The sequence below is a fragment of the Streptomyces sp. NPDC000410 genome, assembly GCF_040300305.1.
GTDB lineage: Bacteria > Actinomycetota > Actinomycetes > Streptomycetales > Streptomycetaceae > Streptomyces.
On the sequence record NZ_JBEPDM010000053.1, the window covers coordinates 1 to 12,406 of the forward strand.

Annotated in this window: 12 protein-coding genes and 3 pseudogenes; 10 read left to right on the forward strand and 5 right to left on the reverse strand. The window is 70.6% G+C overall.

Annotation, left to right across the window (positions count from 1 at the left end):
- The coding region (locus ABT342_RS32195) for a hypothetical protein (RefSeq protein ID WP_351581671.1) at nt 1-303 on the forward strand (303 nt) is incomplete at its 5' end.
- 926 nt (nt 304-1,229) lie between these two features.
- Here ABT342_RS32195 and ABT342_RS32200 read toward each other — a convergent pair.
- The 3 genes and pseudogenes from ABT342_RS32200 to ABT342_RS32210 all read right to left on the reverse strand — a co-directional run.
- Nucleotides 1,230-1,475: pseudogene (locus tag ABT342_RS32200) on the reverse strand (IS5/IS1182 family transposase); the annotation flags it as partial.
- A 7-nt stretch (nt 1,476-1,482) separates the two neighbouring features.
- Entirely contained in the window at nt 1,483-2,514 is a 1,032-nt protein-coding gene (locus ABT342_RS32205; protein ID WP_351581673.1) for a hypothetical protein, read from the reverse strand.
- A 387-nt stretch (nt 2,515-2,901) separates the two neighbouring features.
- A complete protein-coding gene (locus ABT342_RS32210) occupies nt 2,902-3,249 on the reverse strand; it encodes a hypothetical protein (RefSeq protein ID WP_351581675.1) in 348 nt (115 codons plus the stop codon).
- A 116-nt stretch (nt 3,250-3,365) separates the two neighbouring features.
- On the opposite strand from ABT342_RS32210, the gene ABT342_RS32215 reads away from it, so the two are divergent.
- Complete coding sequence (locus ABT342_RS32215) at nt 3,366-5,018, forward strand: immunity 49 family protein (protein ID WP_351581677.1); 1,653 nt, start codon at nt 3,366-3,368, stop codon at nt 5,016-5,018.
- A 272-nt stretch (nt 5,019-5,290) separates the two neighbouring features.
- On the opposite strand, the gene ABT342_RS32220 is transcribed toward ABT342_RS32215, so the two are convergent.
- Entirely contained in the window at nt 5,291-5,863 is a 573-nt protein-coding gene (locus ABT342_RS32220; RefSeq protein ID WP_351581678.1) for a hypothetical protein, read from the reverse strand.
- Between the two features lie 592 nt (nt 5,864-6,455).
- On the opposite strand from ABT342_RS32220, the pseudogene ABT342_RS38295 reads away from it, so the two are divergent.
- Together ABT342_RS38295 and ABT342_RS38300 are read left to right on the forward strand one after the other, a co-directional pair.
- Nucleotides 6,456-6,550, forward strand: a pseudogene (locus ABT342_RS38295) (IS5/IS1182 family transposase); the annotation flags it as partial.
- 24 nt (nt 6,551-6,574) lie between these two features.
- Nucleotides 6,575-6,696 (forward strand): annotated as a pseudogene (locus ABT342_RS38300) (transposase); the annotation flags it as partial.
- A 108-nt stretch (nt 6,697-6,804) separates the two neighbouring features.
- Here ABT342_RS38300 and ABT342_RS32230 read toward each other — a convergent pair.
- Nucleotides 6,805-7,446 (reverse strand): TetR/AcrR family transcriptional regulator, encoded by a 642-nt coding sequence (locus ABT342_RS32230; RefSeq protein WP_351581682.1) that lies wholly within the window; start codon nt 7,444-7,446, stop codon nt 6,805-6,807.
- A gap of 124 nt (nt 7,447-7,570) precedes the next feature.
- Between ABT342_RS32230 and ABT342_RS32235 the strand changes: the two genes are divergently transcribed.
- The 6 genes from ABT342_RS32235 to ABT342_RS32260 all read left to right on the forward strand — a co-directional run bounded on the left by ABT342_RS32235 (nt 7,571) and on the right by ABT342_RS32260 (nt 12,394).
- Nucleotides 7,571-9,271, forward strand: a complete 1,701-nt coding sequence (locus ABT342_RS32235; protein WP_351581684.1) for an ABC-F family ATP-binding cassette domain-containing protein — start codon at nt 7,571-7,573, stop codon at nt 9,269-9,271.
- Nucleotides 9,272-9,840: 569 nt separating this feature from the next.
- On the forward strand, nt 9,841-10,518 hold the full coding sequence (locus ABT342_RS32240; protein ID WP_351581686.1) for a hypothetical protein: 678 nt from the start codon (nt 9,841-9,843) through the stop codon (nt 10,516-10,518).
- Nucleotides 10,519-10,674: 156 nt separating this feature from the next.
- Nucleotides 10,675-10,812 (forward strand): hypothetical protein, encoded by a 138-nt coding sequence (locus tag ABT342_RS32245; RefSeq protein ID WP_351581688.1) that lies wholly within the window; start codon nt 10,675-10,677, stop codon nt 10,810-10,812.
- Nucleotides 10,813-10,887: 75 nt separating this feature from the next.
- On the forward strand, nt 10,888-11,115 hold the full coding sequence (locus ABT342_RS32250; protein ID WP_351581690.1) for a hypothetical protein: 228 nt from the start codon (nt 10,888-10,890) through the stop codon (nt 11,113-11,115).
- 600 nt (nt 11,116-11,715) lie between these two features.
- Complete coding sequence (locus tag ABT342_RS32255) at nt 11,716-11,913, forward strand: hypothetical protein (RefSeq protein WP_351581692.1); 198 nt, start codon at nt 11,716-11,718, stop codon at nt 11,911-11,913.
- A gap of 70 nt (nt 11,914-11,983) precedes the next feature.
- Nucleotides 11,984-12,394 (forward strand): hypothetical protein, encoded by a 411-nt coding sequence (locus tag ABT342_RS32260; RefSeq protein WP_351581693.1) that lies wholly within the window; start codon nt 11,984-11,986, stop codon nt 12,392-12,394.
- Nucleotides 12,395-12,406: the final 12 nt, after the last annotated feature.

Below are 12,406 nucleotides of genomic sequence, written 5' to 3' on the forward strand. Positions count from 1 at the left end.
GACGACGAGGCGAAGGGCATCGTCGTCCCGATCTCGCTCACCGTGGACATCTCCGGCACACCCCGCTCCGGAAACAGCCCGGTGTTCTTCTTCGGCGACGAAGCCGCCCAAGGCCCCTCACCGTCCGGCACGAACAAGAACGGGACCGGGACCGGCGAACAAGGCGGAACCGGCAACACAACAGCCGCCACGAAGGACGACGAATCGCCGATGAGCAAGCTCGCACTACCCGTCGGCATCGGCGCCGGCGTCCTCCTGCTCGCCGGCATCACCTTCTACGCCCTCACCCGCCGCAGGGCCTGACACCGGCGCTCACGCAGGTGAAACGAGCAGGCTGAGCGCTCCGGTGTGCGTCTGGCTCACCCGTCCGGGCCGGGCCGCGGTCCGCCTCACTACGCCGTTCCCGCGGCACGGTCGGGTAAGCCGCGTTGGGCACTGTCGGAGCGGCTGGGGCGGGAGACGGCCAAGGTCGCCAGGGCGGAAGAGGAGGAACTGCTCTCCGAGGAGCTGTTCGGCGACGTGCGTCTCCATCTGGACCCTGGGCAGGCAGGGCGGCGCGGCAGCCGCCCTGCCTGCGCTCAACGTGCCGGCACGTGCAGGTCAGGCAGTGGGCACCGGCAGGCCGACCGCTGACGGATGGCTCGTAGGCACGATGCGGTTCTGGCTCACGTCGCAGCGTGCGAGCTCACGCAGTCGGGTCGGAGCTGGGCCAGTGGGATGGCAGGGCCTGGACGTGGTCGGGTGAGAGGTTGCAGCTCATACGGCAGGCAGCAGTCGGAGCAGAGGGTCGCGACCAGTGCTCCGCAGGCGCAGACCTGGTTCAGCCCTCCATCGGGAGTCGCGCCGCAGTATGCGGAGGAGGCGTGTCGCGTCGTCAGCCCATGGGAGTCATCCGGGTTTACGACGATATTGCCTTGCGGTCCCTGGGAGATGAACGGCTGCCCGTCGCTGTTGTCGAGAGTCCCACGGCGTGGCATCCCAGGGCCGGGTGCCTCGGCAACGACGAGGGGCGGGCCGTACGGTTCCGTCTCGATCGCGTAGCAGCCCGACGGCACGGTAGCCGGCGATGGCCCCATCTCCTCCGCCTCCCACCAAGCGTAGTAGGGAGTCTCGGGCACTGCCGGCAGACGCTTCAGCGGGCCCGTCAGCGCGGCGCCGCAGACGGCGCACGCAAACACGGTCATCTCCGGCGCGGCCACGTCGACCATGACGGGGCATGTGTCCTGAGAACTGGAGTACGCCTTGTCTCCCGCGACCGCGTCCGGACTGCCGCGGAGACGACCGGCCGGGCCACGCACCCGGACCTTGTCGAGCCCCGTGCGGCTGTCCGCGGCCTGCCCCATGGTCAGGATGACTGCCGACGGCCGGCACGTCCCGTCGGCGGCGAGATGGACCTTCCTGGTCTGTCCGCGACGCAAGCGTCCGAGCACTGCGGCCTTCGGTCGGACTCCACGCCGGCGCCGGATGCGCCTGCGCACACCTCTATTCCCCGGCCCAGTACGCGGCCCGCACCTCGCCCTCCGCGAAGTCCCGGCGCGGCAGACGCAGGCCGAGGGACTGCTCCAAGGCGTGGAAGTACAGCTCGAACGTGTTGGTCAGTTCGGGATGGTCCAGCTCCGCACGGCGCACGGCACGGTTGAGGAAGTCCAGCTCGCCGCCCCGCAGATACGGGGCACGGCCGCGCTCGTACCAGATCAGCTCCAGCACGCCCCAGTCGTCGTCGACCCGGCGACCGTCCCTCATGTAGTCGAAGGTGTAGATGGCCTTCGCGGAGGTGGCGGTCAGCCACACGCTCTCCTTGATCCCGAGTGCCGCGTATGCCTCCTTGTCGGCGAAGGCCCCCGGCGGCGTGTCGTGGTGCAGCAGGAACGTCCACCCGCCTGCCTGCCCGAAGCAGCAGCTCTTCCACTGGCGGTCCCAGTGGGTCCGGCCGCCGTCCACGGCCTGCAGGTCCTTCAGCCGCGTACCGGCCTCGACCTGCGCGGGATCGGCCCCGTACAGCAGGGCCAGCCGCTCGGCGTCGACGGTTTGCCCAGGCGCCGCGCGGAAAAAGGCAAGGGTCGTGTACGGGTCCTGCTCACGCCAGGACCCCGCTATCCACGCAAGCCCCTCCAGCGGGTCGCGCCCGCACGCCTCGACCGTCCCCGCGTCGTCCAGGCCGCCACCGCGGAACCGTCTGCCCCACACCGGATCGATCCGCTCCAGCGTGTCGGCCACCTCCTGGAGGCTGCCGCCGCGCCGACGCATCGCGGCCTCGGCGATCAGGTAAAGCACCTGTTCGAGGTCGCGGGTGGCAAATACCTCCCGGTAGGGACCGTGGTGGCCGCGCACCGTGCCGTCCTCGTCCAGCAGCAGACACAAGCCACCGTCCTCCGCCTCCTCGGCGCGCTCTGCCCACTCCTCCAGCTCGTCGTCCGAAAGCGCCACGGGCGGCAGCCCGACCTCGTGGAGCAGGGCGTGTCCGGCGGCCGTCCGCCGCCAGGCCTCCGCAAGTGTCCGCTTGGTGATCTCCATGGCGTCAGCATAAGAAGGGTCACTGACAACCGGCCGACCCTCGCGGCCGGTTCAGCACTCGGGCACTCAAGACCGGTACGGGGTCCGCCCCGTCGCCGCGAGCAGCCGAGCGCCCAGCTGGGCTCCGGCCGGCTGCCTTCCGTGGGTGGCGGCCCTCGGCCGATGTGTGCCATGCGGCCGGGTCGGCGGGATCAACTGATAAACGCGTCGCCTGTCGTGCAGCCGGCGCGGGCGGCGGCCGGGTCTATCCGGGCGACGCATGCACGGGCCGGGGCGTGGAGCCCTGTTCCGCATCGCGAGCATGTGATCGTACGGACAGACAGCCTCGATCCACAGGGACTCGAACCCGCGACTCAGTCGTCGCTCACCTCGGCGAGTTGGTCGAGCTCACGGCGCTGCACAGCAGTCGGTCGTCCGGGTGAGGGCAGAGGGCTTCGCGCAACAGCAATGTGCGCGAGGAGCCGCCCTGGTCTTCCAGTCGGAGCTGAACTTCAGGGCGTTGTACGCGGACCGGCGCAGCGTGCCGGTCGCTCCCTCCTCCTGCGGAGCGGCGAGCGGTACGGACACAGTGTCGGGGAAGGAAAGCTCCGGGCGCAGGGTGCGTTCGTGCGGACTCGCAGCGATCAGAAGAGCGAGCACGTGCCGGTCCAGGCCGACGAATGTGACTGCGGCTTCCTCGGAGAGGCGGCCGTGTCCGGTCTGCTCGAGTTCCGCCGCATGGACGTCGATGAGCATGTTCCAGGATCCCTGTGAATGCACACCCCGGCGGCGACTTGTCGTACAGAGCTCGTAAGGTCACAGGGGTGAACCATGACGACGCCCTTGCCGCACAAGGAGCCCCCGACCCCGCCTTGCCGATACTGACTGTCGCGCAGGCCACACGTCTGCGGGCACTCGCCGCCCCCCATGTTCGGAACGGCCTCGGCCACTCCCTGCACAACCTGGCGCAGATGTGCCGCCAGGCACCGGAGGGCCGCTGGCCCGAGTTGGTCGAGGCGCACTTCGCCACCCTGCAGGAGGCGAGCCAGGGCGGCGAGAGCGCTGCGGAACTGCTTCACGGTGTGCATGCCCGGCTGCTTCCCACTGATTCGCTCACCCCGGAACTCGTCGCCTCCATGCGCTACTCGCGTGTGGTTGCCGATGGGCTCGTCTTCTCCTACGCCCTCGACACGCCCACCAGTGTGCGGATCCTCACCGACGCCGACGTGGAGCGTGCTGGGCTGGAGGAGCTGGGCAGGGCGGCGTACGCGAACCTCATGCAGGTTCCCGTCGAGCACGATGAAGTGCTCGTCGGGGAAGGGGCGTTGCTGCACTCCGTGTACGGCGACTCCCCCTTCGTCGCGAGCAAGGCGCTGTTCTTGTCCGAGCTGGCTCGGCAGGTCACCGGCGAGCGGCTGCCGGACGCCGGAGCCCTCGTCGTCATGCCGACCCGGCACCTCCTGGCCTACCACCCGATCACCGACGGGACCGTGGCCGACGCCGTCAACGCCCTTGCCGCGTACGCCCTCGGCGCCCACGAGGACGGGCCGGGCGCGCTGTCCCCCCGGGTGTACTGGTGGCATCGCGGTGGCCTGACGTCGCTCACGGTCATCGACCACGACACCCTCTCCTTCTCCATCCAGCCGCCACCGGAACTGCTCGGCCTGATGAAGGGTCTCGTCCGCCTCGACGGCGCTGGACGGCTCGCCACCCGCAGCGCAGCCAAGGCGCCCGACACGGACGAACTCACCCGCACCACCGCCGAGGCGATAGCCCGCCTTGCCGAGAACCCGGCCGGACTCGGCAACGCCTTCGCCTCGGCTCTCACACTCGGCCACGCCCACTGCGCCGCCGACCCCGAAGTGGCGCACATCGACACCTGGGATGCCTGGGCCACCGCCGTGCAGCTCGGCTCCGCGCTGTTCACCGGCGCGCAGCCGCAGGAATGCCACCTGGGCGAGGACCTCGTACGCCCGCTGCCCGCCATGCCCGCGGCGCCGCCGGCGGACGCCCGCGCCTGGCTCGACGCCTTCTATCTCGCAATCGCCTGCCGCCAGCGGGACCGGGCCGACCGGCTGTGCCAGGTTCCGCTGGACGTACTGCGGCAGGACGACTCCGTGGACTCATACGTCCTGCACTGGATCGACACGCTGCAGACCTATTGGTCCCAGCGCCCCATGGACGAGGTCGTGGACAAGCTGATCGCCACGATCAAAGCGTCCCAGCCCGAGACTGTCACCCACGCGCCGCAGGACTTCGTGAACCGGATCGACTACCAACCCGTCGCCCTCTTCCATCGCCTGATCGCACGCGACCACGACGCTTTCGCCGAGGCTCTGGCCGAAGCAGTTGCGGCGCACGGCGGTTACTGGGGCGACTCAGCGGCGCCGCGCGCACAGGTGGCGCTCGGACCGCTCGCGATGGCAAGCCTGGCGTACGACTACGAGTTCCCCGTCCCCCCGAAGCATCCGTTCCTGCCCACGTATCTCCTCAACCGCGACCGGATCGAGACGATCCCCGGCTGAGAGCCCGATGCGGCGCGCTCGGAGTAGCCGGATCGCCTGCCGGCCGATCACGTAAAGGCGCGACGGTGGCCGATCCGGCACGTCTTGAGCTCGTCGCTCCGGGCGTTCGCCCGGCTTCCCGGCCCCGGGAAGCCGGCTTGCCGACGTCGTCGCCGGCACGCTGCGCGAGGCGGCACCAAGCTGCGCTCCACCTCGCAGCCATCCTCATATGGGCCCGCAGATAACCAAAGAGACAGCCCCCAGTCGGTGGTGGGCGGAGCGAGGGCGGTCGGTCAGCCAGTGCGAAGGCGTCGCCAGACGTAGGCGGCCGTGACGACGGCGACCAGTGGTCCCCACAGCAACAGCGGTACGTAGCAGGCGTTCATGATCCAGGCGGCTACTCCCTGGGGACCGTCCGGGCCACCCGCGTCGGCGGGCATGCCGCCCAGGAACATCGGCAGGGTGACCGCCGTCGCCGCAAGGGCCCCAAGCGCCGCCGGAACGACCACCACCCACACCGGGATACGCCTGCCGCCCAGGACGGGGAGCCAGGACGGGACCCTCTCGCCCCACGGCCTGACCAGACCCACCGTCAGGAAGGCGATCCCCTCGGTGACGAGAGTCAGCAAGATGATGTAGGAGGAGGTCTCCAGACCCGGCTGCCAGTCCTTGGCGAGCTCTCCGCTCCAGCCGACAGGTATCCCCACCGCCATCGCCATCCGCCACAGCCCTGACGGCAACACCACCAGTGGCACGGCACTCGCCGCCAGCACCACCCAACGAGGAGTGAGAGCGGTGGCATCCCTGGGGATGTCGCTGCCGGCGTCAGTGTCCGGATCGGGGAGCAGCGGCTTTGCTGAGTTCACGGCAATCTCCTGAGTGGCATGGGCAACACCACAACGCTCACACAGTGCCTCGCGGCCCACATCCGCCCGCAGAACCGCCAATGGTCACCCGTCCGAGCCAGCCGTCATCCACCTGAAGGAGGAGAAGGGGCCGGGCGAAGCGGCGTCGGTCACCGGGCGGGGAGACACCGCCTCTCCAACTCCCCGCCCGCAGTCGTCCACGAGCTCCTACCTGCCCAAACTCGGACAGGTACATCCGATCAACAGCTCAACCCAGCAAAGCGACAGGCCTTAACTGATCCCTACGTTGTTCTGCGGGACGTGGTGAGCCCTTCGTATGGTTCACCCACCCAGGGGCGCCGAGTGTGGCTCTAACCGATCGCTTCAGAATGAGATCGGATTGTCGGCCGGGCGATCTTCATGGGCAGGGTCTGCGGGTGTCCGCCGATCTCGTCCCTGGTGAACTGTGGGTGCACATAGCTCCGTTGGCGCCACCGCACCCGGCTCGCAGGCACCGACATCCCGGCCCACTTCGGGCACCCGACCGGGTCGTGCTGGGCGGCATCGTCCAGGGTGCGGCTGGCGTGACATCCCCGCCCAGGTTGTGGGCTGTTCCGGGGTACCAGCCGGCGCCGATTGCGGGACTGGACCGAGGTCGGGGTCCGGCCCCGTCTGCGCGAGACCTTGCTCGCCGAACTGCGCAAGGCGGGCCTGCTGGAGATGGCCCCCTGGTCCGAACACCACGTGATCGTGGACCGGCACGGCACCCTGCTCGCCGTCTCCGTAACCGGCGGAAACCGGCACGACGTCACCCAGCTCATCCCCTCTTGGACGCGGTCCCCCTGATACGAGGGCAGACGTCCGCGCAGCCAGGGAGGGAAACGGCAAACCCGAACGTCCGGAAGCGATCCGCGGTCAGTTCGCGGCTGGTGTCAGAGACAGGAGTTCGGGGCCGTCCAGGGTCAGCACGGCCCGCCGTAGGCGCCGGTGCGGGCCGCGGCGGCGGCGGCCGCGGCGGCGCGGCGCGGCAGCGTCGGGTCGGGGACGGCCCGGAGCAGCAGCAGCTCGTGGTAGAGCGGGGCGGTCGCGGCGACGAGGAGCGCCCGGCTGTCGGCCGGGCCGGGCAGCTCGCCCCGGTCGGCCGCCCGGGTGACGACCACCGCACAGCGCGCGTAGCGGTCCTCCCAGAAGCGCGACAGCGCCGCGGCTTCCGCCGACCGGAACCCGGCGGCGATCAGGGCCGTGGTCAGGTTCGGCCCGCCGCCCGTCAGTGCCTCGTACACCTCCTGGTTGAGCGCGGTCAGGTCGTCCTCCAGCGACCCGGCGTCCGGCGGGCTCCACGTGTCGTCGGACGCGGCGTCGAGTACGTCGGCCAGCAGGCGCCCGACGTCGCCCCAGCGCCGGTAGACGGTCGTGCGGTGGACACCGGCGCGTTCCGCGACCGTGTCGACGGTCAGTCCGTCGTATCCGGCCTCCAGGAGCAGCGCGCCCACCGCCTCCAGCACCTGGGCGCGGACGCGGGCGCTCCGGCCGCCCGTCCGGGGCCGTTTCGTGGCCGGTTCCTGTCGGCCGGAATCTTCGGTTGCCTGCGTACGGGAATCCATGCCAACATCTTAACGCAACAGTCGTCGCTTTAAGGAGAACTCCCGTGCTCATCCACGACGTCACCCCCCCACCACACCGCCGCCGCGACGACGGCCCCCGCATCCGAACCCCTGGAGCCGCCCTGTGACCGCACAGCTCACCGCGTCTGACCTCACCAAGTCCTACGAGGGCCGCCTGGTCCTCGACTCCGTCGACTGCTCCGTCCCCGTCGGCGAACGCCTCGGCATCGTCGGAGAGAACGGATCCGGCAAGTCGACCCTGCTCCGGCTGCTGGCCGGGGCCGAGCGCCCCGACCGCGGCGAGGTCGTCCTGCGCGCCGAAGGCGGCGTCGGCTACCTCGCGCAAGAGGAGGACCTCCCCCCTCACCTGACCGTCCAGCAGGTGGTCGACCGCGCCCTCACCGACCTGCGTGCGCTGGAGCAGCGCCTGCGCCGGCTGGAGGCCCTGATGGCCGACGGCGACGCCACTGCCGAGACCCTCACCACGTACGCCGACACGCTCACCGCCTTCGAACTGCGCGGCGGGTACGACGCGGACGCCCGCGTGGAGCGCTCCCTGTACGGCCTCGGCCTGCTGGGTCTGCCCCGCGAGTGCACCGTCGGCAGCCTGTCCGGCGGCGAGGTCGTGCGCCTGCGCCTGGCCGTGCTGCTCGCCGCCGCCCCGGAGGTGCTGCTCCTCGACGAGCCCACCAACCACCTCGACGGCGCCGCCCTGACCTGGCTGGAGGACCACCTGCGTGCCCGGCGCGGCATCACGGTCGCCGTCTCCCACGACCGGGCCTTCCTGGAACGCGTCGCCACCTCCCTCCTGGAGGTCGACGGCGACCTGCACCGGACCGTGCGGTACGGCAACGGCTACGCCGGCTACCTTGTGGAGCACGCCGCCGAGCGGCGGCGCCGCGCCGAGGCCCACACCGCCTGGCGGGCCGAGGTGGCCCGGCTGCGCGAGGCCGCCGCCGTCACCGCCCGCCGGGTGGCGCCCGGCCGGGCCATGAAGGACGGCAACAAGATGGCGTACGACCGCGCCGCCGGCCGGGTCCAGCAGTCCCTCGCGAGCCGGGTCCGCAACGCCGAGGAACGGCTCGCCCGACTGCAGGCCCGGCCCGTGCCCGCACCCGCGGACCCGCTGCGGTTCACCGCAGTCCCGCGCACCGCCACCGCTGCCACCACCGCCACCGCCGGCGCCGGCGAACCTGGGGCGCCCGCCGGTCTTGCCGGGTCCGGCGACGCGCGACAGGTGCCGCTGACCGCATCGGGCGTCGCGGTCGAGGAGCGGCTCGCGCCGGTGGACGTGACCGTGCCGGCCGGCGGCCGACTGCTGGTCACGGGCCCGAACGGGGCGGGCAAGAGCACCTTGCTGCACGTTCTGGCCGGAGCCCTGGCCCCCGACGTCGGGCAGGTCGTCCGGCACGGCCGGATCGGGCTGCTGGCCCAGCACACCGACGTCGGCGCGGGCCGCGGGACACTGCTCGCGGCCTACGCCGAGGGCCGCCCCGGGACTCCCGAGGAGCACGCCGAACAGCTCCTGTCGCTGGGCCTGTTCGCCCGGGACCGGCTGTCCGCTCCGGTCGGCTCCCTGTCCGTCGGGCAGCGGCAACGGCTGGCCCTGGCCCGCCTGGTCACCGAACCGGCCGACGTCCTGCTGCTGGACGAGCCCACGAACCACCTCTCCCCCGCGCTGGCGGAGGAGCTGGAGGAGGCGCTGGCCCGGTTCGCCGGCGCGGTGGTCGTCGTCAGCCACGACCGCCGGTTGTGCGCCCGCTGGTCGGGCGACCGGCTCGCCCTGCGCGCCCCGGCGCCCGCCGCGGCCGCCGCCTGCCTGTGACGACCGACCAGCCCTCTGCCTCCCTCCCGTCGAAAGGACGCCCCACTTGGCCACCTCCGTAAGCCCGTTGGGCACCCTCACCCTCCCCATCGCCGACTCCGGCCCGTACGCGCTCTCCCCCGCCGGCGCCGCCGGACCGGGGCGGCCGAGTGGCTCCTGCGCTCGTTCCAGTGCCGAAATATCCGCCACCTCAGCGCGCCACGACTTGTTCCATCTCGCCGTCGAACAGCGTCAGGCAGTGCGAGGCCTGTGTCGCATCTGCCTCATCGAGGGGGAACGGAGCCAGGGGTGATTCATCGGTCACGGCGTGATCGTAGATGCCGGCTCAGACAGTGGGGTGCACGGCTGCGTTGGGGGGTTTCGGTCTCGACAGTGGCCGGTGACGCCACCGATCGGGTGCGATCCTGCCTCTGCCGGGGCTGAGTGGGCCGCACCATGTGGCGTCGTGAGCGCACTTCGGCGCGACCGCGTAGATCGCCCTTGCGAAGTGGTCGCTGCAGCACGGTCGGGCGGCCTTCTCATGGCGCTCCTCTCAGAGAGTCCTTCCTGCCCGTCAGTAGGCTGGCGGGATGTCTGACGGAATTGCATGGATCGGTGAACACGCCTACGAGGGCGCGAAAGGCGGCCTGCCCGGGATGCTCGGCAGCATTTCGCTGACCGCAGCGCGCGGTGTGGAGGCGGAGGAGTTCCTGGTCCGTCTCGGAGCGGATCGCGAACAGCTTCGGTGCCAGGATCTGTACAAGGAACGGGATGAGTTGACTATTCCCTCCGGTGTGGACATGACGCAGGTCAGCCGTGCGATGTACGGCACCTGCGGGGACTGGGTATACGTCCTGGAGGACGGCTTCGCCGCTACCTGGTTCTTTGGGTACCGGAACGTGCCGGAGATGGCGCCCCGCGTGGGTGAGGAGATCATCTGCCTCACGCTGAACCACCACGATGCCCCCTCCCTGATCCTCCATGCCCCGGGAGACGACGGGCGGACGTGGGAGGCCGAGTTCCGGGGGAGCGTGGACTCGTCGTCGGAATTGGACACCGCACTGCGGGCGGCGGGGGCGGTATTCCCGTCCCTGTACGACGGAGTGTCCACCGAGGAGGAGGTGGAGCGGTACTACGAGGAACGTTCTCACGAGGTCCCGGCACGTGTGTTCACCGGTGTGGGCCGCTACTGCGGCCTCACTATTGACCGCGCCACGGTCGAGGCCGGACTGCTCCCGCTGGCCCTTCTCCCCTTGCCAGTGATCTGAACTGGGATGTTCTTCTCCTACGCACGCCCGACGACGTCCCATCCGGGCAGAAGAGTTGCTTTGGACGCCGCTTCTTCTCACGATGTGTATATCGCGTAGGACCACAGCAGCCGGGAGCAGGACGAGCCTGGTTGTCGGAACCGTGAGAATGACAGTATGAGGACTGAAGAGGACACCCCACTCGCTGACCGCGTTCTGCTCATCGAAAGCCGGGCCAACAAGAGTGCGCTCGCGGCCATCGGTCAAGGGCTTCCCCAGCGCTCCGCGAACGAAGAAGCCCTCTTCCTCTCCTAGAACTACGCGGACGTGCCCGCGGGCAGAAGCTTCGGCTCCTGTTTCCGGCGCTCCAACGAAAGCGATGTCACCCGGGTGACCACGACCGTCGTGGCGGTCACCCAGCAGTTCGGATTCGGGTGGGACGTGATCCCTCACGGCTGGAAGACGCTGGCTCTGTTGCGATTCGAGCCCGAGATCCCCGCGCTGATCCGTGAACTTCCGGAGGCTGCTGGGTGGTTCGACCACCCCACCTCCGTCTACATCTCGCACATGGACACCTGGGCAGCGCGAGCCACGACCAGGCAGAGCAACATGCGCTGACGGCAGTGAGCCCTACGCGGCTTGCTCAAGCAGCCGCTTGCACCCACTGAAGGCTGCGGCAATGCCGACGAAGGCGAGAGCTGTGATGACGCGATGTTCTCGCGCACGATGCGGTGCTGGACCCTTCACACGCGGAGCCTTTGCCGCAGATGGCCGCGGTCGTAACCCTGGTACGCGTGGAGTTGGACCGGCCACCGTCGACGGGGCCCACGGCGGGAGCAGATGGGCACGAGCCTTGCCGAACGGCCGACAGCGACCTCCGGCAGACCCGTCCTGGCTCTTGGAGTCGAGTTCGGTGTCGACGGAGCGCCCGGAAATGCGCACCGCTGGTCATGGAAGAAGAACTGGCGCAAGCCTGCGAGCCCTCCAGCCGCCCCGTCGCCGCGCTCGCCGCGCTCGCCGGAGTGCAACCACTGACTGGCGCCGACGCCGTGGGGCTGCACTGGGCAGGGCTGGTGATCGCGGGGCCGGAGTCACCGCGACCCTGGTGGCACAGTCCGCGACGGGCGCCTCCTGGGCAGGCCGGGGGGAGCGGCCGAACGCACCGCACTGGTCACCTCCGGGGTGTTCGCGCGGGTGCGGAATCCGGTCCTCACAGCGATGACTGTCGGCCTGGCCGCCCTGATGGTGCCCGAGCCGGTCGCGGTCCGCGTGCTGATGGCACCGGTGACCGCAGTCGGGTTGCAGGTGCGGGGCGTGGAGGAGACGTATCTGGCGGCCGTGCCCGTTGCCGCATACGTCGACCACACCACCCGGACGGGCCGCTTCCTCCCCGGCGTCGGCCGCCGCACCGGCTGACGCGGCGGGCCAGGGCCAGGTCCGAGGGCGGCGGGCAGGCGGTCCGGGGTGGCTGGGTAGAGTCGCGGTCATGCTCGTCGTCAGCCCCGCCCGTCGCCCAAGGCCGGCTGTCGCCGCCCTCCTGGCCGGTGTGCTGCTGGCCTGCGCCTACCTGATGTGGGGCTCCGGGCATACGAGCGCGATGGCCATGAGCGGTCCGATGCCGGGCATGACAGCGATGGCCGACGGCATGGCAACCGATGCCCGTCAGCATCCAGCCCTCACGGAAGCGGGCCACGAGGGCTGTCCGGCGATGAGCATGGACTGCCCGCTCGCGACCGCGCATACGCCCCTTCCCCTCTCCCTCGCCGCGCCTCCCTGCGTCACGGCGTGGGCGAAACCGACCGCGGTCGGCGCGGAGCCGGCCCGGACCGTCGAGGACGGGTGCGCCTGGCCGCGGGCACCTGATCCTGTCGCTCTCCTCTGCGTCAGCCGGACCTGACACCACACCCAC